Below are 26,262 nucleotides of genomic sequence, written 5' to 3' on the forward strand. Positions count from 1 at the left end.
GAATAAAAAGGGAAATCATCATGCCCACCAACGAGAGATTTCCATCGTTGGCGCTCAAGAGTACGATCCTCGTATGCGGATGTGAGCCACGCTTGTCCAGGCAACACCGGCCCGCGGCGATGGCGGCATGAACGCATCACTCAACGAGTGAGGTTGATCATGGTGGCGCGCGCAAGCGACGGACAGCTTCTGCTAGTAAAGAAGCTGGGTGGACTTATTGCTATCGTTCTTGGCTGCCTGCTGACAGCAGTCGGCGTGACATTCGAATCCACCAGCACAATTGTCGTCGGTCTGCTGTTTCTTGTGCTCGGAGCGGTCCTGCTCACGCTCAAGATCATGAGACGAAATCAAGCTGGTCCGTTTGGATAGCCTTCCGGCCAAATAGACCGACGCAGCCGGGGCAATTTCAATTGTGGGGACTCGGCCGCAATCGCAACTGGCGAGCCCGCCATTGCGGTCGAGGAACGCTTGCTCAATTTCGGTATATTGGAAATATATCCCTGATTTGCCCGACGTGTCAAGTTGCCTTGTCGAACGCCGGCAGCCGCCAGCTATTTTGCATGGGGTTGTTTTCGATATTTTGGCAGCGCGCACCTGCGGCGGGGAGTTCCTCCACCGTCACCCGTTATGCCGGCAAGGCACGATGCGATACGCATCGTAGCAGGTGCTCGCGTTGCACGGCAGTGCGTTCTGCGGCCTGCCATCACGGCTTCTGATAGATCACGCGACCTGCACGGATGGTGGTGCTCACCTTCGCGAGGTTGCCGACGTCGCTGAGCGGATCGCCGCCGAGCACCACCAGATCGGCGTCAAAACCCTGCTCCACCCGACCCTTCTTCGCGGCCTTGAAGAACGTCGCCGGATTGGTCGTGAGCGAGGCCAGCACCCGACGCTCCGACAGCGCGCGATGCATCAGCTCGACTTCCTGCGTGGTGTCGTATTGCGTGGTGAAGCCGACATCGGTGCCGAACAGCACCGTGCCGCCATTCTCCGAGAACTGCTTGAGCTGGTTGACGGTCGCGGCCACCATACGGTTGGTGACGTTGGGATCGAGCACGACGGTGGTGAACAGCGCCAGCGTCGGGATCAGCGCAGTCCCCTGCGCCTTGAACCGCGCCAGCTGGTCCTCGCTATAGGCACGCTCGCCCGGCGTGGTGTGCGCGAGCACATCGACGTCAGCTACGATCACCGTCTCGACGCCGATCTTGTTCTGCGGGTGGGCGAACACCCGCCTGCCTTGCGCGTGCGCCACATCGACGGCCGCCTTGGCGATCGCCGGATCCATGTTCACGACCGGCTTGTCGCCCATGAACGCGCCGGTGAACAGCTTGATGCCGTCCTCGCCCATCGCGAGCCAGTCGCGCGCCCACTTTGTCGACTCCTCCGACGTCGCGGCTTCCGGAAGCTGTATTTCGGGCGGCAGATACACGGGATGGCCGCCTTTGGGAAAGATGTTGCCGGCCAGCAGGATGTTGGGACCGGCGACCTCGCCCGCCGCAATGCGCCGGCGCAGCGGCAGCGTATTTCTTGGATCGGAGCCGAGATCCCAGACCGTGGTGAAGCCCCAACGCGTCAGCATCTCCTGCATGTGCTGCGTCAGCGCCTCGGCCGGTGCTGCGCCGGCGTTGCGCCAGGAACTCTGCGTGAAATGCACATGGCTGTTCCAGAACCCGGCAACGATGGTCTTGCCGGTGCAATCGATCACGCGCGCATCCGAGGGCAGCGTGACATCGCCTGATTTGCCGACCGCGCTGATGACTCCGTCGGTCATCACGACCACCGCATCCGGCAGCGCAGCCGCATCGGGCGATGCGTAAACGCTGCCACCGCGCAGCACGACGGTCTCGGCATGCACCGCCACTGAGGCGAGAGCCGAGCCAACAACAACAAGCGCGACGCGTAGCCAGGTCCCGATCATGGACAGCCCTTTCAAGATTCACGCCGGCAACGGCCGGCGCGCGGCAACATAGAGGCTGCGCGCGGCGCGGTTTGATCGTTCTTGCTGTCTGAAACGGATTTGCGGGCGCGCGCCCGTCACTCCTCGGGCGCGTTCTCGATCGGGTCGAAGCGGTCGGCCTCGAGCCCGAGCAAATTCCAGGATTGCAGCATGTGCGGCGGCAGCGGCGCGGTGGCATCGATCACGCCACCGCGCGGGTGCGGAATCACGATGCGGCGGGCCAGAAGATGCAGCCGGTTCTGCAGGCCGCCGGGCAGCTGCCAGTTCTCCTTGTTGAAGTATTTCGGGTCACCCACGATCGCGTGATCGATATGCGCCATGTGGGCGCGCAATTGATGGGTGCGGCCGGTCACCGGCTTGAGCGACACCCAGGCAAGCTTCGTCGCCGAGGTCTCGACCACGGCGTAATAGGTCACCGCGTGGCTGGCGCCCTCGTCGCCATGCGCCGCGATCCGCATGATGCTGTCCTCCTCGCTCTCCTCCTTGGCGAGGTAGGTCGAGATGCGGCCCTGCTTTGGCTTCGGCACGCCGGCGACCAGCGCCCAGTAGATCTTTCGCGCCGAGCGATGGCGGAACGAGCCGGTCAGGGCGGTCGCGGCAAAACGCGTCTTGGCGATCAGCAGACAGCCCGAGGTCTCCCGGTCGAGCCGATGCACCAGCCGCGGCTTCTGCCCCTTGGCGTCGCGCATCACCTCCAGCATGTCGTCGACATTGCGCGTGATGCCGGAGCCGCCCTGAACCGCCAGACCTGCGGGCTTGTTCAGCACCATCACGTCGGCGTCCTCGAACAGGATCATGTCCTTGAGGTCCTGCAGGGTCTTCTTCGCCGCTTCGGAGAGGCTGGCGGCGGCCTTCGGCGTATCGAGCTTGAGCGGCGGAATGCGGACGCTCTGGCCTTCTTCCAGCCGGTCCTTGCTGTCCGCACGCTTGCCGTTGACGCGCAACTCGCCCTTACGAACGATGCGCTGGATGTGGGAAAACGACAGGCCAGGGAAACGCGCCTCGAGAAAGCGGTCGACGCGCATGTTGTTCTCGTCCGCCGTCACGACCACCGTCTGCACCTTGGTCGGTAGCGGCGGTGGCTCGGCGACATGCTTCTCGGGCTCAGGCACGAACGGCTTGGGCGCACGCTGCTTGTCGCCAAGCCGCACCGCTGGCTTGCCGCCCGGACGATGCGCCGGCCCCCGCTCGGCCGCCGAGCCGCGATGGGGACGCGCACCCTTGGGACGCGCGCCTTTGGCGCGGTCGGCGGCTGGGCGGAGGGGTCTCTTGACGCGTCGGCTCATGGGGTTGCAACTCCGAAGTTAAGCCGTTGGGTAGCGCAAATGCCGCGAATCGTCACGGCGAAATCGGTATAAATCCTGCCACATCGGCCACGTCCGGCCGCACACGGCAAGCGACAGAGCCAAGGAATGAGACTGGCGGTATCGGCTTTGGCGGCGGCCCTGATGCTCGCGGGCCCGGCGCTGGCCCAGGAGAGCCCGATGCCGGAAGATCTGGCCTGGAAGCTCCTGGAACTCGGCCGCGTCGTCGAGATGCCCAAGACAGCCGCGCTCTACGCACCGCTGCAACAGAGGGAGCCCTATCAGGGCGTCAGGGTCGAGCGCGACGTCAAGTATGGCCTCGCCGACCGCCATCTGCTCGACGTCTTCACGCCGGACACAGCGTCGCCGCCACGGCCGGTGCTGATCTACATCCATGGCGGCGGCCTTATTGCCGGCGACAAGCGCGCACCCGGCAGTCCGTTCTACGACAACGTCATGCTGTGGGCCGCCAAGAGCGGCTTTGTCGGCGTCAACGCCACCTATCGCCTGGCGCCGGCGTTTCCGTGGCCGGCGGGCGCCGAAGACATGGGCGCGATCGTGCAATGGGTCGCGGAGAACATCGCGCTCCGCGGCGGCGATCCCAAACACATCTTCCTGATGGGCCAGTCGGCCGGTGCGCTCCATGTCGCAAGCTATGTCGCGCACGGCGAATTCCACAAAGTGAAGGGCGGCGGCCTTGCCGGCGCGATCATGGTGTCCGGCATCTACGATCTAACGGCCTCGCCGGCCGGCGACGCCGAGCTCGCTTATTACGGCTCCGACCCCTCGCGCTACGCCGAACGCTCCTCGCTGCAGGGCCTCGTTGCGAGCCCGATCCCGTTCCTGATCACCGCGGCCGAGCTCGATCCGCCGCGCTTCGTCGAACAGTTCGAGCTCATGAAGCAGGCCAGCTGCAAGCGGCCAAGCGGCTGCGCCCGCAGCTTCATGCTGCCGCAGCACAGCCACATGTCGGAGGTCTATGCGATCAACACCCCGGACACGCGGCTGACGGACGAGATTTTGGAGTTCGTGAAGAGCGTGAAGTGAGGGGCTATTTGCCGCCCCGCTCCTTGCGCAGCCTGTCCCAGTAATCCAGCCGCTTGCGGATCTCGCGCTCAAAGCCGCGGTCGGGCGGATCGTAAAAAGTCTGGCGGCCCAGCGCTTCCGGGAAATAGTCCTGGCCGGAGAACGCGTCGGGCATGTCGTGATCATATTGATAGCCGGAGCCGTAGCCCTCCGACTTCATCAGCTTGGTCGGCGAATTCAGGATGTGCTTTGGCGGCAGCAGCGAGCCGCCCTGCTTTGCGGTCTGCATCGCCGCGCCGAACGCAGTGTAGACCGCGTTGGATTTCGGCGCGGTGGCGAGATAGACCACGGCCTGCGCGATCGCGAGCTCGCCCTCGGGCGAGCCCAGGAAATCATAGGCATCCTTGGCGGCGTTGCAGACCGCCAGCGCCTGCGGATCGGCAAGCCCGATGTCCTCGACCGCCATGCGCACCACGCGCCGCGCCAGGAACAGCGGATCCTCACCGGCATCGAGCATGCGCGCGAGATAATACAGCGCCGCATCCGGATCGGAGCCGCGCACCGACTTGTGCAGCGCCGAGATCAGATTGTAGTGACCGTCGGCCGATTTGTCGTAGATCGGCGCGCGGCGTTGCAGGATGTCCTGCAGCTGCTCGGCGTTGAACACCTCGCCCTTGCGCGCGGCGCGCCAGACCTCCTCGGCGAGCGTCAGCGAGGCGCGACCGTCGCCGTCGGCCATCCGCACCAGCACGGCGCGGGCTTCCGCATCGAGCGGCAGGCTCTTGCCCTCGACCTTCTCGGCATTGGCGAACAGGCGTTCGATCGCGGCGGTATCGAGCGAGTGAAACACCAGCACGCGGGCGCGCGACAAGAGCGCCGCGTTGAGCTCGAACGACGGATTTTCGGTGGTGGCGCCGACCAGCACCACGGTGCCGTCCTCCATCACCGGCAGGAAGGAATCCTGCTGCGCGCGGTTGAATCTGTGCACCTCGTCGACGAACAGCAGCGTGCCCTCGCCGGTCTCGCGGCGGGCGCGCGCGGCATCGAACGCCTTCTTCAGATCGGCGACACCGGAGAACACCGCGGAGATCTGCTCGAAATGCAGCTCGGTGGCGTCGGCCAGAAGCCGCGCCACCGTGGTCTTGCCGGTGCCGGGCGGTCCCCAGAACAGCAGCGAGCCCAGCGTGCGCGTCTCCAGCATGCGGGTCAGCGCACCGTCGGGCCCGAGGATGTGATCCTGGCCGACGACGTCGGCCAGCGTACGCGGGCGCAGCCGGTCCGGCAGCGGGTGCGGCGCGTCCTGCTCCATCCCCGCCGCAGCGAACAGGTTGCTGGCTTCCCGCGGTTGCTTTGGGCTCACTTGGGGCTCATCCGCCGAGCGTCACGTTGATCTGCTGGCCGCCGCGCACCAGCGTGATGCGCCAGACCCGCGTCCCCGTCTTCGATGCCTTCTCGAGGTCGCTGGTCCGCGCGATCTTCTCGTTGTTGACGGCGAGGATGATGTCGCCCTTCTGGAAACCGACATTGGCGGCGGTGCCGTCATCGGCAAGCTCGGTCACCACGACGCCCTCGGCGCCGGCGTCGAGATGCAGCTCGTCGGCCAGCGCCGGCGAGATGTTGGCGACCCTTGCGCCCTGGAACGGTGAGCGCGCAGTCAGCACGATCTCGTCGCGGTTGGTATCGGGCGCGGTCTCCAGCGGCACGGTGAGCTTTACCGGCTTGCCGGCGCGCTGCACCTCGATCTCCGCGCTGCCGCCGAGCGGGCGGGTCGCGAAGCGGTAGTCGAACGCGTTGGGATCGTCGATCGCCTGGCCGTCGATCCCGACGATCAGGTCGGAGAGCTTCAGCCCGGCCTTCGCCGCCGGGCTGTTCGGCGCGACATTGGCGACCAGCGCGCCGGTCGGCAGTTTCAGCCCGAGCGTCTCGGCGATCTCCGGTGTGACCGCCTGCAGCCGCGCGCCGAGCCATGGCCGCTTCACCGCCTTGCCACCGCCCTTCGCGGAGGCCACCACCACGCGCACCATGTTGGCGGGGATCGCAAAGCCGATGCCCTGCGAGCCGCCGGAGCGCGAGAAGATCGCGGTGTTGATGCCGGCGAGCCGGCCGGTCATGTCGACCAGCGCGCCGCCGGAATTGCCGGGATTGATCGCGGCATCGGTCTGAATGAAGAATTGATAATCCGTGATCCCGACTTGAGTGCGCGCCAGGGCCGAGATGATGCCGTGCGTCACGGTCTGGCCGACGCCGAACGGATTGCCGATCGCCAGCACGACGTCGCCGACCTGCAGCTGGTCGGAGTTCGCGAAATCCAGCGTCGCGAATTTCTCCTTGTTGGTCCCCTTCAGCCGCAGCACCGCAAGGTCGGTGCGGCTGTCCTTCAGCACGATCTCGGCCTCATATTCGCGCTTGTCCGCAAGCGAGACCTTTACCTGGTCGGCGCCCTCGATCACGTGATTGTTTGTGACCACGAGGCCCGAGCCATCGACCATCACGCCGGAGCCAAGCGAACGCTGCATCTGCTCGGGCTGCTGCCCGGGCACGCCGAAAAATCGACGAAAAATAGGATCGTCCAGGAATGGATTGCGGTTCTGCACGGTCTTGGCGGCATAGACATTGACCACCGCCGGCTGCACCCGCTGCACGATCGGCGCATAGGACAGCTGCAGCTCGGCCTGCGAGGACGGCACGCGGCGGTCCTGGGCCGCGGCCGGGCCGAGATTCCCGATGAAAGCCAACGTGCACAGAGCGGATAGGGCAGCAAAGCGGGCGGGTCGGAGCATTCTCACCTCTCGTGGAAAACGCCGGAATATAGGCGTGTTCGCCGGGCAATTGAAGGGCGCCGGGCCCGATAACTGCCCCCCGCCGCCGCGGTGCAAAACCCGTGGCAGCCGCGTTGAAGCGCGCCCCCAAACTTCTATGATGACTGTCATCTCACTGCGCCGCTCCGCTTGTTGCCCGCGGACAACAAGCGGAACTGCGATGCTAGGCAGCGCTGTCGTGCGTCAGTCACGATCAACTCCTAGGACGTTTCAGTGAGTGAGTGGGGACTTCAAACACAACAGGGGTGCACAATGAGTGCGACAAAAGTTGGTGCAATCGCCATAGGGCTGGCCGGGGTGCTCGCCGCCTCACCGGCCTACTCGCAATCGGCCGGAGGCGGCAGCGATGCGGAGATCGCGCTGCTGAAGCAGCAGCTGAAGATGCTCGAGCAGAAGCTCGACAAACTGCAGAAGCAGACCAATGCCAACACCGCGACCGCAGCCAGCGCAAACGCCAACGCGAAGGCCGCGGACGCCAAGGCCGCGCGGGTCGCAACCGCCAATGCCGCCATCCCGGTCAAGGGTCCAGTCGCGCCTTCGGGCGTCGTGGTGACATTGCCGAACAACCGGCCGACGATCTGCACCGCGGACGAACAGAACTGCATCGCGATCACGAGCCGCATCCACTGGGATGTCGGCGGTTACGACTATCGTCCGAACACCGCGGGCACGTCGCCGCAGAAGCTCGACAGCGGCGAGAATCTGCGCCGCGCCCGCATCGGCGTGATCGGCAAATTCTTCGGCGACTGGAATTACGCGCTGATCTACGACTTCGGCGGCTCGTCGGACGGCTTCGGTGGCACGGCGGCGGGATCGCTGCCCGGCGGCGGCACCTCCGGCGTCGAGAATGCCTATCTCAGCTATACCGGCTTCAAGCCGTTCGGCGGCAAGATGGCGATCGAAGGCGGCATCATGGATCTGCCCTGGACGCTCGACGAGTCCACCAGCTCCAACGACATCCTGTTCATGGAGCGCGCCTCGGCCGGCATCATCGCGCAGAACGTCGCGGCAGGCGACTTCCGTTCGGCCGCTGGCAGCCGCTGGTGGAATGACCAGCTCTGGCTCGGCGGCTATGTCACCGGACCGACCACCGGCCAGATTCACTCGGCGTCCAGCGTCACCCCGCCCGGATCATCGGAGCAGTATGGCGCGGTCGTCCGCGTCGCCGGCAATCCGATCAGCGGCAACAACTATTCGGTCCATATCGGCGCCGACGCGGAATGGCTGATCCAGCCGCCGCGCAATCTGGTGACGCAGGCGCAGACCCTGACGCTCAGCGACCGGCCCGAGCTGCGCATCGATCCGACGACGCTGATTTCGACCGGTGCGATCGCCAACGTCTCCGGGGCGCAGGTCTACGGCGTCGAAGCGGCTGCGACCTATGGTCCGTTCATTGCACAAGGCGAGTACTACTGGTTCAATATCGACCGCACTGCGAATACCGGGCTGCCGCCGTTCGGTGCGTCGAGCCTGAAATTCGACGGCGGTTACGCGCAGGTCGGCTATGTGCTGACCGGCGAGAATCACGCCTACAACCCGGCAACGGCCTCCTATGGCGGTATCAAGCCGCATGATCCGTTCTCGCTCGCCAGCGGCGGCTGGGGCGCCTGGGAAATCGCCGGCCGCGTCAGCCAGATGAACCTCAACGATCAGATCGGCCAGGCGGTCGGCATCGCCGGTGGACGGCAGACCGTCTACACCGCGGCGCTGAACTGGTACGTCAACAACAACGTCCGCTTCATGCTGAACTACCTGCACGGCGACGTCGCCAAGCAGGCGTCGGCGACTTCGACTGCGGATGTCGGCTCGAAGTTTGATGCGGTCGCGCTGCGCACGCAGGTTGCGTTCTGAGACGATCCGATTTGTCGTCAACAAACAGACGGCCGGGGCATCGCTCCGGCCGTTTTCATTTGAGCGTTCGTTTGACGCGTTTTCTTGACACGAACCGGTCCCCGCTTCGCTCGAAAGCGCTCAAGCCGCGCGCTTCGGCTTCTTCACAATGACCTCGGGCGCCGGCGCGCAGGACAGCCGCTCCTGATGGCTCTCGCCCCACGCTTTCAGAATATCGATCACCGGACGCAAGCTCTCGCCGAGTTCGGAGAGCGTGTATTCGACCCGCGGCGGCACTTCGGCATAGACCTTGCGGATCACGAGACCATCGTCCTCGAGCGCACGCAGCTGCTTGGTCAGCATGCGCTGGGTGATGCCGGGCATCCGCCGCCGCAACTCGCCGAAGCGCTGGGTGCCGGCCTGCAGATGATACAGGATCACGCCCTTCCATTTGCCGTCGATCAGGTCGAGCGCCGCCTCTACGGCGCAGCCCGGCCGGCGCGCAAAATTCTTCCGTTTCATCGGTATTTTCCCAATAGTATACAAACAGGGACTAGTTCCCTGAATTTACAGTACTTGCCAAATGGACGCCAGCGCGACAGTTATCACGGCAGGCAATCGCCCATTACGGAGACCAGGCATGAAGGCCGTCGGATACCAAAAATCGCTGCCGATCGAGGCGGCGGACTCGCTCGTCGATTTCGAGATCGCCAAGCCCGAGCCGAAGGGGCGCGACATCAGGGTTGCGGTGAGGGCCATCTCGGCCAACCCGGTCGACTACAAGGTGCGCAAGCGCGCGGCGCCGACCGACGGCGGCTACAAGATCCTCGGCTTTGACGCAGCCGGCGTGGTCGATGCCGTCGGGCCCGACGTCTCGCTCTTCAAGCCCGGCGACGAGGTGTTTTACGCGGGCTCGATCCTGCGCCAGGGCACCAATTCGGAATTTCATCTGGTCGACGAACGCATCGTCGGCAACAAGCCGGCATCGCTGTCCTTCGCGCAAGCGGCTGCCCTGCCCCTGACCTCGATCACCGCATGGGAGCTGTTGTTCGACCGGCTCGGCGCCGTGCCGGGCAAGAGTCTCGACCCGCGTACGCTGCTGATCACCGGCGGCGCCGGCGGCGTCGGCTCGATCCTGATCCAGCTTGCCCGCCGCCTTACCGGCCTCACCGTGGTTGCCACCGCGACGCGGCCGGAATCGCAAAAATGGTGCCTCGATCTCGGTGCGCACGCGGTGATCGATCACTCGCAGCCGATGAAGGAGCAGATCGAGAAGCTGAAGCTGCCGCCGGTCGGGCTCGTCGCCAGCCTCACCTTCACTGACCAGCACTACAAGTCGATCGCCGACTTCATCGCACCGCAGGGCAAGTTCGGCCTGATCGACGATCCCTCGGAGTTCAACGTCGCCGCGTTCAAGGGCAAGGCGGTCTCGGTGCACTGGGAATCGATGTTCACGCGCTCGTCGTTCCAGACGCCTGATATGATCGCGCAGCATCATCTTCTCAACGATGTCGCCGACCTCATCGACAAGGGCGTGCTGCGCACCACGCTCGATCAAACCTTCGGCACCATCAACGCCGCCAACCTCAAGCGCGCCCATGCGCTGCTGGAAAGCGGCAAGTCGCGCGGCAAGATCGTGCTGGAAGGCTGGTAGTACGATCGGGACGAATGCGGAGGGTGGGTTAGGCGAAGCCGTAACCCACCGCCTCGCCAAGGACGGCGGGTTACGCTGACGCTAACCCGCCCTGCCCGACTTCCCCACAGGCCGCCGCGTCGCTTTTGCCAAAGCCGCGACATCGCCTGTATAGTTTGCGCAACGATCACCCCGTCCTCAATCCGGCCGACGCGAGAAGCGGCTGGAGCGGTGGTGACGCCCACGGGGATGGGAGGAAACCGATGAATTTGCTCACGGCCGATCCTTCGCGGATCGATCCGGAGTGGATGACGCGGGCGCTGCGCGAAGCCGGTGTGATCGACCAGGTCAGGGTCATCGATCTCGCCTGCAAGCCCGTTGGCAATGGCCTCGTCGGCGACTCCTATCGATTTCGTCTGACCTATGACGGCGACGCGCCGGACGCACCCTTGAGCGTCATCGGCAAATTCCCTGCCGCAGATCCCGACAGCCGCCGCTCCGGTTCCGCGCACATGCTTTATGTTCGCGAGGTCGCGTTCTATCGCGAGCTGGCGGCGACCGTCGCCATTCACACCCCGCGGCCGATCCTCGCCGAAATCGATCCGGCGACCGATGACTTCACGCTGATTCTCGAAGATCTGGCGCCCGCACGCCAGGGCGACCAGCTCGCCGGATGCTCGATCGCGGACTGCCGGACAGCGATGGCCGAGGCCGCTGCGCTGCACGCGCCGCGATGGAGCGATCCGACGCTGGACGCGGTGCACTGCTTCGTGGTGGCCGCAAGCCGACGCAAGGATTTCCGTGCGACGCTGCCCGCCATCATCGGTCACTACAAGGAGCGATATCGTGGCGTGATCGAGCCGGAATTCCTTGATCTGATCGACCGGCTTCCGGACGCGGTCCCGCGCTACCAGTCGGAGCAATCGACGCCGCGAACCCTGCAGCATGCGGACTTCAGGCTGGATAACATCCTGTTTGACGTCCGCGGCAATACCCGACCGATGGCGACGCTGGATTGGCAGACGCTGACGGTTGGCCCTGGAATCGTCGACGTCGCCTATTTCCTGTCGGCCGGCATCGAACCGTCAGAACGGCGGCTTCACGAAACCGATCTGGTGCGATCATATCATTCGGAACTGATCCGGCGCGGCGTGCGGGACTATGGCTGGGACCAGTGCTGGCGGGATTACCGGCGCTACACCCTGCATGGCATCATGATGGGCGTCGTCTCTGCGCTCAGCGTGCAGCGCTCCGAACGCGGCGACGCACTGTTCCTGAAGATGACCCGCGGCGCCTGCGCGCAAGCGCTGGATCACGACAGTTTTGCATACTGGCAGGACTAAGGGGTACCGAAAGGGATTTGCGTGCTCAACAAACTCGACGACTTCCCGATCCACCAGACGCCGGAACCGATCGCGGTCCCCATCACCAGCGACCGCAATGTCTATGACCGCACCTGGTTCAATGGCTACACCACCGACGGCGCGTATTATTTCGGCATCGGCATCGCGATCTATCCGCACCGCAAGATCCTCGATTGCGCGTTCAGCGTCGTCGAGCGCGGCGGACGGCAGCACTGCTTCTACGGTTCGCGGCGCGCGCCGATCGAGCGCACCGAGATGCTGGTCGGTCCTTTCAGACTCGAGGTGCTCGAACCGATGCTGCGCACCCGGGTCGTGCTCGAAGACAATGCGACGGGGCTGGCCTGCGACCTGACCTTTTCCGCGCGCACCACTGCGATCCAGGAAGCGCGCCAGACGCTTTGGTCGGGCGACCGCCGCGCGATGGACTCGACCCGGTTCGACCAGTTCGGCCGCTGGCACGGCGTCATCAGTCACCCCGATGGCGAGATCAAGGTCGACGATCGCTCATGCTACGGCACCAAGGATCGCTCCTGGGGCGTTCGCAATGTCGGCGAACGCGATGTCGGAGGCGCGCCGATGCCACCGCCGAGCGTGTTCTTCCTCTGGGCGCCGCTGGTCTGGGACGACCACATCTCGCACGCCATCTTCTTCGATGGGACGCGCGGTGCGCGGCGGCGATCAGGGTGAGACTCCAGCGACAATCAAGGTGAGACTGCGCCGATGGGGACGGACCGAAGGGAGGGCGCAGCCCGACCGGAGGACCGTCCCCATCGGCGTCGCGCGTTTTTGGACCCGTCTGGCGGCCGGGTGCGGCTGGTGCAAGCTGTTGGTTCGTCTCGACAAGAGGGAATCGATGCCTTGCCTGGCCTCCACATCACCGACCACCAGATGAGGCTGTACATGACGTACCGACTGACACTGTCCCCCGAGGCCGCCGCGGCCAAGGCGGGGTTCTCGAAGGCAAGCGCGTATCGAATCGAGGGCGATTGTCGCCCGCCATCGCAGAAGAAGACGCCGAGGGGCCGGCGCCGGTCCGATCCGCTCGGGCAGTATTGGGACGCCGAGATCGTTCCGATCCTGAAGGCTGCGCCCGGCATCCGCGTGATCGGCGTGCTGGACGAGCTGCGCCGACGGCATCATGACTTGAACCCGAACATCCGCCGCACGCTGGAGCGGCGCATCAACGCCTGGCGGGCGCTCAACGGCCCCGAACAGGACGTGATCTTCCGCCAGCAGCACGAGCCCGGCCGCCTGGGTCTGTCCGACTTCACCGACGTGAGCGCGCTCGGTATTACCATCGCGGGTGAGCCGCTCGATCACCGGCTCTATCACTTCCGGTTGGCGTTCTCCGGCTTCGAGCATGTCCATGTCGTGCTCGGCGGCGAAAGCTTCGTCGCCCTGGCGGAGGGCTTGCAGAACGCGCTGTGGGCGCTTGGCGGCGTGCCGCGGGAGCATCGCAGCGACAGCCTGTCGGCAGCATTCCGCAATCTGGCCGCCGACGCACGGGGGGATCTGACGCAGCGCTACGCCGGGCTGATGGGCCACTATGGCATGGCGCCAACGCGCAACAATGCGGGCATCGCACATGAGAACGGCTCGATCGAGAGCGCGCACGGCCATCTCAAGCGGGCACTGGAAGATGCGCTGTTGCTGCGGGGGACGCGCGAGTTCGCCAGTCTCGATGCGTACCGGGCTTTTGTCGACGAGATTGTCGGCCGGCGCAACGCCAACCTCGCCAAGCCGATCGCGCTCGAGAAGGAGGCCTTGGCGCCGCTGCCAAAAGGCCGCACGACCGACTTCGAGGAGAAAGTGATCCCGGTGACGTCGTCAGGCGGCTTCATCCTGCGGCGCGTATTCTACACCGTGCCTTCAAGATTGATCGGCCATCGCCTGCGTGTGCGCATCTTCGACGACCGGCTCGAATGCTTCCTTGGCGTCACGCCGGTCGTGACGCTGCGGCGCGGTCGGCCTGTGTCCGAGAGCCAGGGCGGTCATGTTGTGGATTACCGGCACGTCATCCATGCCCTGCGGCGCAAGCCGATGGCGCTCCTCAATCTCGTTTATCGCGACCAACTCTTCCCGCGTGCAGCTTACAAACGTCTGTTCGAGACCTTGCGGGAGCATGGTGATGACCGGCGCGCCTGCAAGGTGACGGTCGAGCTTCTGGCGCTGGCTCACGAGCGCGCCTGCGAAGCAGAACTCGCCGAGGTGATCGCGATGGATCTGGACGCCGGACAGTTACCCGATCTTGCCGCGCTGCGCGACCGCTTCCGACCCGAGGCGGCCTCGATCCCGCGTGTCGCCGTCAAGCTGGCGCCGCTCGACGTCTACGATGAACTCGCCTCCGTCAGCGTCATGTCGGGCCGCTCGAACCTGGGAGAGGCAGCATGACCGGTATCGCTACCTCCGTCGATGCTGCCCGTGTCGAGCTGCTTCTCAATGAGCTCCGCCTGCCGGGCGTCAAGGCGATCTGGCCGAAGCTCGCCGCACAGTCGGACAAGGAAGGGTGGCCTGCCGCCCGCTTCCTCGCCGCCCTTGCCGAGCACGAGGCGGCCGATCGCACCCGCCGTCGGATCGAGCGACACATGGTGGAAGCGCGTTTGCCCGCCGGCAAGACGCTCGCCACCTTCGACTTCGAAAGCGTGCCGATGCTATCAAAGGCACAGGCGATGGCGCTCGCCGCTGGCGACGCCTGGTTGAAGGCCGGCGCCAATTTGCTCTTGTTCGGTCCACCCGAGTCCGATTCATACTGCTCACCTCGCTATGCCGTTATAGTTCAAGCTCTCTTTGGCGCAGATCGTCGGACGGCGGCCGCCGGAAGCGTCGCGCCTGCGCGGCCTTCTTGACCTCGGGTTGCTCCAGATCAAGCGCTTTGATCACCCAAGGTGCGCCTTTGCACAGCTGGTGCGCAGGTAAGCTCTGCTCCGCGATCAGACGGTGAACCGTCGATGGGCTGACCTGCAAGGCTGCGGCGGCTTCATCCAGAGTGATTTCTCCTCTCTCCTTGCGTTCGCCCTCTCGGTAGGGCGCGATAGCCTGCTGGTTGCGCAAGTGGCAAACGCGGGCGCGGGTCCAATTGTTACCCCGCCCCGTCGACTTGCCGGCCCGGTTGAGGACTGCCGCGATCGTGTTGTCGGGCATCTGCCGTGCCAGAACACGCACGAGATCGATGGCATCCGCGGACGTCCTCCAGCGGTGTTGACCCGTACGGTTCTTCCTGGTCTTCAGTGCTGTATGATCGCCGCCCTGCCAGTGGATGACAAGCTCGATCGCCTCATCGTGGACGCGCACAACGATCTCGCGGATCACAGTTCGGATGATCCGCTTGCGCGTCGCAGGCGTCGCCCCAGGGCTGTTCCAGGCTCGCTCCAAATCGGAGCCAAGCGCGAGTAACCGCTCGCGATCCGCCTCGCTCAGAGTCGTCTCCGGCTTGGCTAAAAACGCCCCGCGCTCATCCTCGAGCGCGCGGACAGCCAGCAGGCGTTCATTCCAACGCCGCTCCAACTCGCCAGCTACCAAGCGATGGTCGGGATCGACGGCCTCATAGTGCCGACGAGCACGAGTGGCCTCATAGCGCGCTTGCTCCAGAGCCAGTTCAAGTTGGCGCAGCTTCTCGGCGTGCTCACGGCCGCGAGCCTCCATGGCAGCCAGCGCAGCCTTGACACCGAGCGGCTGCAAACGTGCGATGACTTCCGCGCTGATTGCGCGATCCACGCGCAGGCCGCCGAATGAGATGCACGGATCTCCGCCATGGTTGATCTGGCTACCGCGGCAATGATAACGCCCAACAGTGCCGTGCGTGCCACTGTAGGCAACGTGAAGTTTGCGACCGCAGTGACCGCAACGAAGGAGCCCTGCAAGAAGGGCCTCGCCGCAGCGGACCGAGCCACGACTCATGAAGCTCTTCCCATTGGCGTTATCGGTGATCAAGCGCTGATTCCTCTCGAACTCCGCCCACGTAATGTAGCCCTCATGGTGATCCTTGATCAAAACTTCCCAGTCGCTGCGCTCCCGCCGGAAGCCCCGCACGATCCTCTTGCGGCCGGCCTCGATCGTCACCCGACTGCCCGAGCGCCCGAAGGCGTAGGCGCCAGCATAGATGGGATTGGTAAGGATGTGATAGATCGTATTGTAGACTGGTAACTTCCACTCGACGTGGCGACCCTCGGGGCCATGGCTGACCGCGGGCAAAGTGATTCGTTCTTGCCGTAACCACAGGTGGACCTGGCGAAGTGTCTGCATCTCAGCAAACCTGGTGAACACGAGTGCGAGCGCCTCCTGAATGCGCCGATCAGGGTCCTTCTCGATCCGATCGTGGGAGACTTTGAGATAACCGATTGCAACGTTGAGGAAGAGCTCCCCCCTGCGGGCCTTCTGCTTCAAGGCTTCAAGCGAGCGCTGCCGAAAGATAGACAGCTCCATCTCGCTCATTGTGCCCTTCATGCCGAGCAGAAGGCGATCATTGGGGTGGCGCGGATCATAGACGCCGTCCTCATCGGCGATCAGTGTTCCGACGAGCCCGCAGAACTCCAGGAGCGTATGCCAATCCCTGCCGTTGCGGGCCAGCCGAGAGGCCTCAATCGAGACCACAGCGCCAACTCGCCCTTCGCAAATGGCGGCAAGCAGCTTCTCGAACCCGGGACGCGTGGTGCCGCCACCAGAGCGACCGAGATCATCGTCGATCACGACCACCTCGCTCCAGCCCAGCTGCCGCGCACGGTCGGCCAAGCCGTACTGGCGGCGCTGGCTCTCTCGGTTGTTGATAACCTGGTCGGCCGTCGACTGACGAACGTACACGACGGCCTGGCGAGCAAGGTGCTCAGGCGTGATCTTGCTCACCGCTGTCCTCCCGGTTCACGTCGTTTGCGTCGACCGCGCTGTCGGTGAGTGCTTCGGTCAGAAGCTCCTTCAACAGCTCCAACATTTGCTGGTGGGCTTCGATTGGAATGCTGCTGTATTTTGGAGGGCTCCCGAAAAGATCCCCCTGACGACGTGATGCGTCCGCCATGACCGCCTCCTCGCGATTGGGACGATTCCCTGGGAGAGGAGGCTAAGACCGCGTCGGCAAGAACGCGCGCCTCCAGCAGACGATCCACCGGAAGCCGCGGATCAGCCGTCAGTCGGAAGGAAGCGGCGGCGGGGGCCGTCATCCATGCCGGCAGAAGCGTTAACGTCGCATCAGGTTGTCTGATAACAAAATGCGTCTCACTCCCGAGCCGCTTGCGGGCGACAACGACGACTAACGCTCCACATCGCGGATGAAATGGGTAGAGGATCTCAACCTCAGATCCCAGACACCCGGCATTATGACGCTGGCCCGCCGGGCGGCGGCAAGACCCATCTCGGCACGGCGATCGGCCTGGCTCTCGTCGAGAACGGTTGGCGCGTTCTCTTCGCGCGCACCACTGATCTGGTGCAACGGCTGCAGGTCGCGCGGCGCGAGCTGGCGCTGGAGTCCGCGATCGCCAAACTCGATCGCTATGACCTCCTGATCCTCGACGACATCACATATGTGAGCAAGGATCAGGCGGAAACCAGTGTGCTGTTCGAGTTGATCGCCGCCCGCTACGAACGACGCTCGCTGCTGATCACGGCCAATCAGCCATTTGGCGAATGGGGGCGTATCTTCCCGGACCAGGCAATGACGTTGGCTGCCATCGATCGTTTGGTCCACCACGCCACGATCCTCGAGATGAACGTCGAAAGTTACCGTCGAAAAGTTGCCCTCGATCGCAAGCGCGGTCCAGGCCGGCCACCTGTTCACACGACCCCCAACGAACTCGACAAGACTGTGATTGACGCTGGCAGCGCCGCTTGATTGTCGCGCAGCGTCAATCAACGCTTGCCAAGTAGGCGGCCAGCGTCAATTATCTCCTGACTCGGCCGCCTCGTCTCATCTTGATTGACGCGCCGCTCTCATCCTGATTGTCGCGCTATAGCGCGGCGAGGCGCTGGTCCGCGAGGGCATCATCGCCCCGCTCTACCAGAGCGAGGCCGAGGTCCCCGGCGTCGTCGACGGGCTCGACCGCCGCATGGCGACCGCGCGGCACCGCGTGACCTACGTGCCGAACACACGGTTGGCGAAGTCGGCTGAAATCGACCTGGTCGACATCGACGGCCACACCAGCACGATCGCGCTCGATCCGATCCTCAAATTCCAGATGAAGGGCCTCGGCTACGGTCATCCGCAATGGGGCCAGGGCATGTGGAAGGGTGAGCTCGAGATCGGCGGCGAATCGTTCGATCCTTCGACGCTCGACCCGCTGGCGCGCGAGAACGTGCACGTGCAACAGGTGGTGCGCGCCCGCCAGGGCGACCGGACCGGAATCGGCGTTCTCGAGCAATTGTGCTTCGGCCCCTACCGTCCCTCAGGCTTCAGCGAATTCCTCGACGGAGCCAAAGGTTAGCTCGGCGGCACGCCCTCGACGAATATCAGCCGGCGGTCGAGCGCAGTGCGCCGATGCTTCAGCGCCTCGGCATATCCCGCCGACGCGTACCACTCGCGCAGACGCGCCATCGACGGGAATTCGGCGACGATGATGTTGTTTGGCGGCGGTCCGCCCTCAACCACTTCAGCAGCACCGCCGCGCACCAGATAACGCCCGCCATATTGCGCGATCGCCCTGGCGGCGATCGAAACGATAGGCCTCGAAGCCCGCGGCCTCCTTCACGTCGACTTCGGAAATCACATAGGCTGACATGGCCGCACCTCATGCGATGGTGTTGACGATGCCGCCCTCGGCGCGCAGCGCGGCGCCATTGGTGGCGGAGGCCTGCTTGGAGCAGACATAGACCACGAGGTTGGCGATCTCCTCGGTGCTGGCAAAGCGCTGCAGCAGCGAGGTCGGCCGGTGCTGCTTGACGAAGTTGGAGGCCGCCTCCTCGACCGACTGGCCGTTCTGCTTCGCCAGATCCTTGACGAAGGTCTCGACGCCCTCGGACATGGTCGGCCCGGGCAGCACCGAGTTGACGGTGACCGCGGTGCCGCGGGTCAGCTGTGCGAGCCCGCGCGCGATCGCAAGCTGCGCGGTCTTGGTCGTGCCGTAATGGATCATCTCGGTCGGGATGTTGAGGCCGGATTCCGAGGAGATGAAGACGATGCGGCCCCAGTTGCGCTTCAGCATGCCCTGCATGTAGCCGCGCGACAGCCGCACCCCCGACATCACGTTGACTTCGAAGAAGCGGCTCCAGTCCTCGTCGGGAATGTCGAAGAACGGCTTCGGCTCGAAGATGCCGGCATTGTTGACGAGGATGTCGACCTCGGGCAGCGCCGCCAGCAGCGCCTTGCAGCCGGCTGATGTCGAGACGTCGGCGGCAATGCCGCGGATCTTGGCGCCCGGCACCGCCTTTGCGATCGCGGCGACTGCCGCATCGACCTTGGCCTGACCGCGGCCGTTGATGACGACCTCGGCGCCGGTCCCGGCCAGTCCTTTTGCAATGGCGTTGCCGATGCCCGCGGTCGAGCCGGTCACCAGCGCAGTCTTTCCGGAAAGGTCGATTTTCATCTGTCATCTCCTTTGATGTTGAAGGAGATATCGGGCGCGGCATGATGCACCGCAATTGCATCTCACCGACGCGTGAGGAAGTAGAAGACATCTCGTCGTCCTGGCGAAAGCCAGGACCCACTGCCACCGGTGGATGAAACCGGCGTTGGCCATTGTGCCCGCTTGATAAATCCCGCGGTAGGGGTCCTGGCATTCGCCAGGACGACGACGGGGATAGAGCGACGCCACCAACAACGAAAAACGGCGCCCGGAGGCGCCGCTTTAAAACCTTGGCTCGAGACCGGCTTACGCCGCCTCGGCTTCCTTGTCCTGGGTCGGACCGGAGTCCTGGCCCTTGGCGTCGACGTCGCGATCGACGAACTCGATCACGGCCATCGCCGCGTTATCGCCGTAGCGGAAGCCGGCCTTGATGATGCGGGTGTAGCCGCCCTGGCGGTCCTTGTAGCGGGTCGCCAGCGTGTCGAACAGCTTCCTGACCTGGTCGACGTCGCGCAGCTCCGAGATCGCTTGACGGCGCAGGGCCAGCCCGCCCTTCTTGCCGAGGGTGACGAGCTTCTCGACGATCGGCCGCAGCTCCTTGGCCTTCGGCAGCGTGGTGACGATCTGCTCGTGCTTGATCAGCGCGGCCGCCATGTTGGCGAACATCGCACGCCGGTGCTCGGCGGTGCGGTTGAGCTTCCGATGAACCTTGCCGTGACGCATAGTCTATTCCTTACTTTGTAATCTGCCGCGACGGTTCGTCGGACATGTTGCTCAGGTGGGCTGCCTGCGTTCGCCCGCGAAAACGCCATCAGGCGTTTTCGCCTTCTTGTTCAAGCGTGATGCTCAGTAGTGATCCTCGAAGCGCTTGGCGAGCTCGTCGATGTTCTCCGGCGGCCAGCCCGGCACTTCCATGCCGAGATGCAGACCCATCTGGGCCAGCACTTCCTTGATCTCGTTCAGCGACTTGCGGCCGAAGTTCGGGGTGCGGAGCATTTCCGCTTCCGACTTCTGCACGAGGTCGCCGATGTAGACGATGTTGTCGTTCTTCAGGCAGTTTGCCGAACGCACCGACAGCTCAAGCTCGTCGACCTTCTTGAGGAACGCCGGGTTGAACGCGAGATCGGGGATGATCTCCTGCGTGACTTCCTTGCGCGGCTCTTCGAAGTTGACGAACACGTTGAGCTGATCCTGCAAGATGCGCGCAGCGTAGGCCACCGCGTCATCCGGCGTGATCGCGCCGTTGGTCTCGATCGTCATGGTCAGCTTGTCGTAGTCGAGGATCTGGCCCTCACGGGTGTTCTCGACCTTGTAGGAGACCTTGCGGACCGGCGAGAACAGGCTGTCGACCGGGATCAGGCCGATCGGGGCATCCTCGGGACGGTTGCGTTCGGCGGCGACATAGCCCTTGCCGGTCGCGACCGTGAATTCCATGCGGATCTCGGCGCCGTCGTCCAGCGTGCAGATCTGCAGGTCCGGATTGAGCACCACGACGTCGCCGACGGTCTGGATGTCGCCAGCGGTGACGGCGCCCGGGCCCTGCTTCTTGACGACCATGCGCTTGGGGCCTTCGCCCTGCATCTTGATCGCGATGTCCTTGATGTTGAGCACGATGTCGGTGACGTCTTCACGCACACCGGCGATCGAGGAGAACTCGTGCAGCACGCCGTCGATATGCACCGACTGCACTGCCGCGCCCTGCAGCGAGGACAGCAGGATGCGGCGCAGCGCGTTGCCGAGCGTCTGGCCGAAGCCACGCTCGAGCGGTTCGGCGACGACGGTGGCGAACCGGCTCGCGTCCGAGCCCGGCGTCACCTGCAGCTTGTTCGGTCGAATGAGTTCTTGCCAATTTTTCTGGATCGTCACTTTTTTCACCCTTTGCCAGTCGCAGGGCCAGTCGAATGGCCGAACCTGGCGTTGGAGATCGCGGGACAGTCCGCGCGGTCAATTCCAAAAACCATCGCAGGGCGGCAGACCGCCGCCCGCGACTTACAGATCAAACGCGCCGACGCTTGCGCGGACGGCAGCCATTGTGCGGGATCGTGGTCACGTCGCGGATCGAGGTGACGGTGAAGCCCGCGGCCTGCAGCGCGCGCAGCGCCGACTCACGGCCCGAACCCGGGCCGGCCACTTCAACCTCCAGCGTGCGCATGCCGTGTTCCTGCGCCTTCTTGGAGACGTCTTCGGCCGCGACCTGCGCGGCATAGGGGGTCGACTTGCGCGAGCCCTTGAAGCCCATCGTGCCGGCCGACGACCAGGCGATGGTGTTGCCTTGCGCGTCGGTGATGGTGATGGTCGTGTTGTTGAACGACGAATTCACGTGCGCGATGCCAGAGGCGATGTTCTTGCGTTCGCGGCGGCGTACGCGGGTGGCTTCCTTGCCCATTTCAAACCTTTCCTGTGATCTCAAGCGCCGCCGTAGTGCCAGCGGCTACACCTCAAAACGCAAATGGCGAGTAGCGAACTTCAATTCGCTACTCCCCACCTGCAATTCGCAAAACTTACTTCTTCTTGCCGGCGATCGCCTTGGCCGGCCCCTTGCGCGTACGCGCATTGGTGTGGGTGCGCTGACCGCGCACCGGCAGACCGCGGCGATGACGCAGGCCGCGATAGCAGCCGAGGTCCATCAGCCGCTTGATGTTGATGCCGACTTCGCGCCGGAGGTCGCCCTCGACCAGATAGTCGCGGTCGATGACTTCGCGGATCTGCAGGACCTCCTGGTCGGTCAACTGATTGACGCGACGGTCGACCGGAATCTTGGTCTTCTCCATGATGTCGGCCGCGTTCTTCTGGCCGATGCCATGGATGTACTGAAGCGCGATCAGGACGCGCTTGTTGGTCGGAATGTTGACGCCGGCAATACGGGCCACGGACTTCTCTCCTGTCGCCGATCCATCACGGATACGGGCTGCTCAAGTTCTTGTTCTTCGGGCTCGTGTCCACAAACGCGAACACGACGCCCTCCCCTCGTGTCCTTCGGGGCCCGGCATCGTCATAAAACTATCCAACTTGGATGCGGGGCTTATTAAAGGATTCATGTCGGTTTCGTCAACCGCTCCTAGCGTTTAGCTCGCTTTTTCGTGAGCTTTTTTGCCGCCTTTTTGACGGCTTTTGCCCCCTTCCGGGCATTCGCGGCACGAGAGGCCTGCTTTGCCCCCTTCTTGGCGGGTTTCTTCGCAGCCTTTTTGGCGCCCTTGTTGGTACCTTTGGCTTTGGCGATCGCCTTTGAGGCCCCCTTGGCGGCCTTCCGGGCCGGCTTGGCCGACTTAACTGCCGGCTTGGCCGGCTTCTTTTTGGTCGTCTTCTTGGCCGTCTTGGTGGCCTTCGAAGCGCTCTTGGCCGGCTTCTTGGCCGGCTCGTCGGCCTTCGATTCGAGGGCGCCGATCGCCGCCAGGATCCGGTTGATGTCGCGGGTGACGTGCTCGATGGTCATCATGCCATCGACCGTCAGGAGCTTCCGCCGCTCGGAATAGTAGTGAATCAGCGGTTCCGTCATCGACCGGTACTGCGCCAGGCGCTTGGTCAGCACTTCCGGCGTGTCGTCGAGTCGCACTTCCTCGCCGCGCGCGCGGGTCTCTTCGGCGCGCTTCTCAACACGCGCGAGCAGCGCGCTTTCGTTGACGCGCAGCTCGACAACGGCGTCGAGCTTGAGATGTCTTTTCCTGAGGAGCTCGTCCAGGGCCTCCGCCTGCGGCACGGTGCGCGGGAAGCCATCCAGGATGAAGCCCTTCTTGGCGTCGGGCTCCTCGATCCGGTCGGCGATGATTCCCACCACGACCTCGTCGGGAACCAGGCCGCCATTGGCCATGATCTCCTTGGCCTGCAAGCCGACCGGCGTGCCCGCGGCAGCCGCTGCGCGCAGCATCTCGCCGGTCGAGAGCTGAACGATGCCGTGCTTGTGCACCAGCCGCTGCGCCTGGGTTCCCTTGCCCGAGCCCGGCGGCCCCAAAAGGATCAATCTCATATCTGTTTCGCCCCCCGGCTAGGTGGGCGAAGTCCGCACACCTGAGTTTTGAGTTTGAAGCCGCGCCGTGATCAGCGGCGGCGGCCTCCCCTGAGCTTCGACTTCCTGATCAGCCCCTCATACTGATGAGCGAGCAGATAGCCCTGCACCTGCGACACCGTATCCATCGTCACGCTAACGACGATCAGGAGCGAGGTGCCGCCAAAGTAGAACGGGACCGAGGCGTAGGAAATCAGAATTTCAGGAATCAGGCAGACGATCGCGAGATAGATCGCACCGAGCACTGTGATGCGCGACAGCACGTAGTCGATATATTCGGCGGTGCGCTCGCCGGGACGGATTCCCGGGATGAAGCCGCCATGCTTCTTCAGATTGTCCGCGGTCTCGGTCGGGTTGAACACGATCGCGGTGTAGAAGAACGCGAAGAACACGATCAGCGCGAGATACATGAACAGGAACAGCGGCCGGCCGTGGCTGAGCTGGGTGGTGATCCACTGGAACCACTCCGGGCCCTTGCCGGCGTTGAAGTTCGCAACCGTGGTCGGCAGCAGCAGCAGCGACGAGGCGAAGATCGGCGGGATCACGCCCGAGGTGTTGAGCTTGAGCGGCAGATGCGAGGACTGGCCCTCGAACATCTTGTTGCCGACCTGACGCTTCGGATACTGGATCAGCAGCCGGCGCTGCGCGCGCTCCATGAACACGATGAACGCGATCACGGCGACCGCCATCACGATGACGATCAGGATCAGGCCGGTCGACATCGCGCCCTGGCGGCCGAGTTCCAGCATGTTGGCGAGCGCCGACGGCAGCTCGGCGACAATGCCGGACAGGATGATCAGCGAAATACCGTTGCCGATGCCGCGCGAGGTGATCTGCTCGCCGAGCCACATCAGGAACATGGTGCCGCCGGTCAGCGTGATCGCGGTTGACAGGCGGAAGAACATGCCGGGGTCGCTGACGACATTGCCGGCGCCTTCGAGGCCGATCGCGATACCGTAGGACTGGAACGCGGCCAAGATCACCGTCAAATAGCGGGTGTACTGGTTCAGCGTCTTGCGGCCCGCCTCGCCTTCCTTCTTGAGCGCCTCGAGCTGCGGCGACACGGTGGTCAATAGCTGCACGATGATCGATGCCGAAATGTACGGCATGATGTTCAGCGCGAAGATCGCCATGCGGTGGATGCCGCCGCCGGCGAACATGTTGAACATGCCGAGGATGCCGCCCGACTGGCTGCGGAACACCTGCTCCCAGATGTTGGGATCGATGCCCGGCAGCGGGATGTAGGTGCCCAGCCGATAAACAAGCAGCGCACCCAGGGTGAACCAGATGCGCTTCTTGAGCTCGTCGGCTTTCGCCAGCTGTCCGAAATTGAGGTTGGCGGCAAGTTGTTCGGCTGCTGAGACCATTTTCGGCTTTCTCCCGGAGCCCCCTTCGCCGACGCCCCCTTTGGGGAGTCGGCAGACACCGGACATTATCTGGTGCTCGGCCTCGATAAGTCCATCATTCGAGTTGCGGATTGCCCGCGCCGCGCGCGGGCAATGACGCAGATGTTACGCCGCCTCGCCTTCTTCCTTGGCGGGGGCCAGGATCTTGACCGAGCCGCCGGCCTTTTCGACCGCGGCAATGGCCGACTTGGAGGCGCCGTGCACCTCGATCGTCAGCTTGGTCTTGATCTCACCACGGCCGAGCAGCCGCAGGCCGTCCTTGGCGCGGCGCAGCACGCCGGCCTTCACCAGCGATTCGACGTTCACCGTGGCGGACGCGTCCACCAGCTTGTTGTCGATCGCTTCCTGCAGACGGTCGAGATTGATCTCGGCGAAGTCGAGCCGGAAGATGTTGTTGAAGCCGCGCTTCGGCAGACGGCGATGCATCGGCATCTGGCCGCCTTCGAAACCCTTGATGCGGACGCCCGAACGCGCGGTCTGGCCCTTGCCACCGCGGCCCGAGGTCTTGCCCTTGCCGGAACCGATGCCACGGCCGACACGCATGCGCTTCTTGCGCGAGCCGGCGTTGTCGGCGATATCGCTGAGCTTCATCGCCCTTCTCCTTATCTCTGCTTACTCGCCGACGACGCGGACGAGATGCTGGACTTTGCTGATCATGCCGCGAACTTCAGGGGTATCCTGCAGTTCGGCGGTGCGGCCGATCTTGTTGAGCTTGAGGCCGATCAGCGTCGAACGCTGCGAGTGATGGCGGCGGATTGCGCTGCCGATCTGCTCGACCTTGATGGTCTTGCTGGCCTTGGCCATGACAGTAACTCCAAATAGCGCGCTGGCTGGTCGCGCGGGGTTATTCCGCCACCACTTCGGCGTCGCCGCCGACGCGGCGCGACTGCAGGGTGGAGACCTTGATGTTGCGGCGGGCCGCCACCGAGCGCGGCGAATCCTGATGCTTCAGCGCGTCGAAGGTTGCGCGAACCATGTTGTAGGGGTTCGACGAGCCGATCGACTTCGCCACCACGTCCTGGATGCCGAGCGTCTCGAACACCGCGCGCATCGGGCCGCCGGCGATGATGCCGGTACCGGCCGGAGCGGCACGCAGGTAGACGCGGCCGGCGCCGTGACGGCCGGCGATGTCGTGATGCAGCGTGCGGCCTTCACGAAGCGCGACGCGCGTCAGATTGCGCTTCGCCGATTCGGTCGCCTTGCGGATCGCCTCCGGCACTTCGCGCGCCTTGCCGTGGCCGAACCCGACCCGGCCCTTCTGATCGCCGATCACGACCAGCGCCGCAAAGCCGAAGCGCTTGCCGCCCTTGACGACCTTCGCCACGCGATTGATGTGGACGAGCTTGTCGACGAACTCGCTGTCGCGCTCTTCGCGATCCCTGCTCCGTTCGCGTCCGCCGCGTTCGCGTTCACCTGCCATGGTGTTTTCCAATCTC

25 protein-coding genes and 3 pseudogenes are annotated in these 26,262 nt (G+C 64.3%); 10 read left to right on the forward strand and 18 right to left on the reverse strand.

Going from position 1 to position 26,262, the window contains the following annotated elements; genetic code table 11:
• Nucleotides 1-159 precede the first annotated feature (159 nt).
• On the forward strand, nt 160-369 hold the full coding sequence (locus V5279_RS27225; RefSeq protein WP_338689770.1) for a hypothetical protein: 210 nt from the start codon (nt 160-162) through the stop codon (nt 367-369).
• 334 nt (nt 370-703) lie between these two features.
• On the opposite strand, the gene V5279_RS27230 is transcribed toward V5279_RS27225, so the two are convergent.
• Nucleotides 704-1,918 (reverse strand): amidohydrolase family protein, encoded by a 1,215-nt coding sequence (locus V5279_RS27230; RefSeq protein ID WP_338689772.1) that lies wholly within the window; start codon nt 1,916-1,918, stop codon nt 704-706.
• A 116-nt stretch (nt 1,919-2,034) separates the two neighbouring features.
• Nucleotides 2,035-3,243 carry an RluA family pseudouridine synthase gene (locus V5279_RS27235; RefSeq protein ID WP_166297339.1) on the reverse strand — a complete coding sequence of 403 codons (1,209 nt, stop codon included), beginning with the start codon at nt 3,241-3,243 and terminating at the stop codon, nt 2,035-2,037.
• Nucleotides 3,244-3,369: 126 nt separating this feature from the next.
• Here V5279_RS27235 and V5279_RS27240 point away from each other — a divergent pair, with 126 nt between their 5' ends.
• Complete coding sequence (locus V5279_RS27240; RefSeq protein ID WP_338689777.1) at nt 3,370-4,308, forward strand: alpha/beta hydrolase; 939 nt, start codon at nt 3,370-3,372, stop codon at nt 4,306-4,308.
• A gap of 4 nt (nt 4,309-4,312) precedes the next feature.
• On the opposite strand, the gene V5279_RS27245 is transcribed toward V5279_RS27240, so the two are convergent.
• Complete coding sequence (locus V5279_RS27245; RefSeq protein ID WP_338689779.1) at nt 4,313-5,647, reverse strand: replication-associated recombination protein A; 1,335 nt, start codon at nt 5,645-5,647, stop codon at nt 4,313-4,315.
• 7 nt (nt 5,648-5,654) lie between these two features.
• Nucleotides 5,655-7,067, reverse strand: a complete 1,413-nt coding sequence (locus tag V5279_RS27250) for a DegQ family serine endoprotease (RefSeq protein ID WP_338689781.1) — start codon at nt 7,065-7,067, stop codon at nt 5,655-5,657.
• A 291-nt stretch (nt 7,068-7,358) separates the two neighbouring features.
• Between V5279_RS27250 and V5279_RS27255 the strand changes: the two genes are divergently transcribed.
• Nucleotides 7,359-8,957: an OprO/OprP family phosphate-selective porin gene (locus tag V5279_RS27255; RefSeq protein ID WP_338689783.1), complete on the forward strand. Its 1,599-nt coding sequence runs from the start codon at nt 7,359-7,361 to the stop codon at nt 8,955-8,957.
• 120 nt (nt 8,958-9,077) lie between these two features.
• Here V5279_RS27255 and V5279_RS27260 read toward each other — a convergent pair whose 3' ends face one another.
• The gene (locus tag V5279_RS27260) at nt 9,078-9,458 is read right to left on the reverse strand and encodes a helix-turn-helix domain-containing protein (protein WP_338689785.1); all 381 of its coding nucleotides are present in this window, start codon (nt 9,456-9,458) and stop codon (nt 9,078-9,080) included.
• A gap of 118 nt (nt 9,459-9,576) precedes the next feature.
• On the opposite strand from V5279_RS27260, the gene V5279_RS27265 reads away from it, so the two are divergent.
• From V5279_RS27265 to V5279_RS27285, 5 genes and pseudogenes are all read left to right on the forward strand, one after another.
• Nucleotides 9,577-10,590, forward strand: coding sequence for a zinc-binding alcohol dehydrogenase family protein (locus V5279_RS27265; RefSeq protein WP_338689787.1), 1,014 nt, complete (start codon nt 9,577-9,579; stop codon nt 10,588-10,590).
• Nucleotides 10,591-10,832: 242 nt separating this feature from the next.
• Nucleotides 10,833-11,912: a phosphotransferase gene (locus tag V5279_RS27270; RefSeq protein ID WP_166297345.1), complete on the forward strand. Its 1,080-nt coding sequence runs from the start codon at nt 10,833-10,835 to the stop codon at nt 11,910-11,912.
• A gap of 21 nt (nt 11,913-11,933) precedes the next feature.
• Complete coding sequence (locus V5279_RS27275; protein WP_338689790.1) at nt 11,934-12,620, forward strand: hypothetical protein; 687 nt, start codon at nt 11,934-11,936, stop codon at nt 12,618-12,620.
• Nucleotides 12,621-12,791: 171 nt separating this feature from the next.
• Nucleotides 12,792-14,324 (forward strand): IS21 family transposase, encoded by a 1,533-nt coding sequence (gene istA / locus V5279_RS27280; RefSeq protein WP_422389058.1) that lies wholly within the window; start codon nt 12,792-12,794, stop codon nt 14,322-14,324.
• Nucleotides 14,321-14,668 (forward strand): annotated as a pseudogene (locus V5279_RS27285) (ATP-binding protein); the annotation flags it as partial. The gene istA and the pseudogene V5279_RS27285, both read left to right, overlap by 4 nt.
• 34 nt (nt 14,669-14,702) lie before the next feature.
• Here V5279_RS27285 and V5279_RS27290 read toward each other — a convergent pair.
• Nucleotides 14,703-16,772, reverse strand: coding sequence for a recombinase family protein (locus V5279_RS27290; RefSeq protein ID WP_173640842.1), 2,070 nt, complete (start codon nt 16,770-16,772; stop codon nt 14,703-14,705).
• Nucleotides 16,753-16,941 (reverse strand): hypothetical protein, encoded by a 189-nt coding sequence (locus V5279_RS27295; RefSeq protein ID WP_207835012.1) that lies wholly within the window; start codon nt 16,939-16,941, stop codon nt 16,753-16,755. Before V5279_RS27295 ends, V5279_RS27290 begins: the two co-directional genes overlap by 20 nt.
• Before the next feature lie 306 nt (nt 16,942-17,247).
• On the opposite strand from V5279_RS27295, the pseudogene V5279_RS27300 reads away from it, so the two are divergent.
• A pseudogene (locus V5279_RS27300) lies at nt 17,248-17,751 on the forward strand (ATP-binding protein); the annotation flags it as partial.
• 214 nt (nt 17,752-17,965) lie between these two features.
• Entirely contained in the window at nt 17,966-18,340 is a 375-nt protein-coding gene (locus tag V5279_RS27305; protein ID WP_338689799.1) for a hypothetical protein, read from the forward strand.
• Here the strand turns inward: V5279_RS27305 and V5279_RS27310 are convergent.
• The 11 genes and pseudogenes from V5279_RS27310 to rpsE form a co-directional block, all read right to left on the reverse strand.
• Nucleotides 18,337-18,634 (reverse strand): annotated as a pseudogene (locus V5279_RS27310) (DUF1330 domain-containing protein). The gene V5279_RS27305 and the pseudogene V5279_RS27310 sit on opposite strands and share 4 nt — an antisense overlap.
• Nucleotides 18,635-18,643: 9 nt before the next feature.
• Complete coding sequence (locus V5279_RS27315) at nt 18,644-19,438, reverse strand: SDR family oxidoreductase (protein WP_338689802.1); 795 nt, start codon at nt 19,436-19,438, stop codon at nt 18,644-18,646.
• Nucleotides 19,439-19,723: 285 nt separating this feature from the next.
• Nucleotides 19,724-20,140, reverse strand: coding sequence for a 50S ribosomal protein L17 (rplQ, locus tag V5279_RS27320; protein WP_028335465.1), 417 nt, complete (start codon nt 20,138-20,140; stop codon nt 19,724-19,726).
• A gap of 123 nt (nt 20,141-20,263) precedes the next feature.
• Nucleotides 20,264-21,283, reverse strand: coding sequence for a DNA-directed RNA polymerase subunit alpha (locus V5279_RS27325; protein ID WP_029081753.1), 1,020 nt, complete (start codon nt 21,281-21,283; stop codon nt 20,264-20,266).
• A 130-nt stretch (nt 21,284-21,413) separates the two neighbouring features.
• Nucleotides 21,414-21,803 (reverse strand): 30S ribosomal protein S11, encoded by a 390-nt coding sequence (gene rpsK / locus V5279_RS27330; protein WP_006021048.1) that lies wholly within the window; start codon nt 21,801-21,803, stop codon nt 21,414-21,416.
• 115 nt (nt 21,804-21,918) lie between these two features.
• Nucleotides 21,919-22,287 (reverse strand): 30S ribosomal protein S13, encoded by a 369-nt coding sequence (gene rpsM, locus V5279_RS27335; RefSeq protein WP_029081754.1) that lies wholly within the window; start codon nt 22,285-22,287, stop codon nt 21,919-21,921.
• A 188-nt stretch (nt 22,288-22,475) separates the two neighbouring features.
• A complete protein-coding gene (locus tag V5279_RS27340) occupies nt 22,476-23,381 on the reverse strand; it encodes an adenylate kinase (RefSeq protein ID WP_338689817.1) in 906 nt (301 codons plus the stop codon).
• Nucleotides 23,382-23,452: 71 nt separating this feature from the next.
• Entirely contained in the window at nt 23,453-24,787 is a 1,335-nt protein-coding gene (secY, locus tag V5279_RS27345) for a preprotein translocase subunit SecY (protein ID WP_029081756.1), read from the reverse strand.
• Nucleotides 24,788-24,931: 144 nt separating this feature from the next.
• Nucleotides 24,932-25,417, reverse strand: a complete 486-nt coding sequence (gene rplO / locus V5279_RS27350; RefSeq protein WP_028339310.1) for a 50S ribosomal protein L15 — start codon at nt 25,415-25,417, stop codon at nt 24,932-24,934.
• Nucleotides 25,418-25,438: 21 nt separating this feature from the next.
• Nucleotides 25,439-25,630: a 50S ribosomal protein L30 gene (gene rpmD / locus V5279_RS27355; protein ID WP_166297353.1), complete on the reverse strand. Its 192-nt coding sequence runs from the start codon at nt 25,628-25,630 to the stop codon at nt 25,439-25,441.
• A 40-nt stretch (nt 25,631-25,670) separates the two neighbouring features.
• Nucleotides 25,671-26,246 carry a 30S ribosomal protein S5 gene (rpsE, locus tag V5279_RS27360; RefSeq protein WP_028349043.1) on the reverse strand — a complete coding sequence of 192 codons (576 nt, stop codon included), beginning with the start codon at nt 26,244-26,246 and terminating at the stop codon, nt 25,671-25,673.
• Between the last annotated feature and the right edge of the window lie 16 nt (nt 26,247-26,262).

It is taken from the genome of Bradyrhizobium sp. 26S5 (assembly GCF_036923295.1).
Classification (GTDB): Bacteria; Pseudomonadota; Alphaproteobacteria; order Rhizobiales; family Xanthobacteraceae; genus Bradyrhizobium; species Bradyrhizobium septentrionale.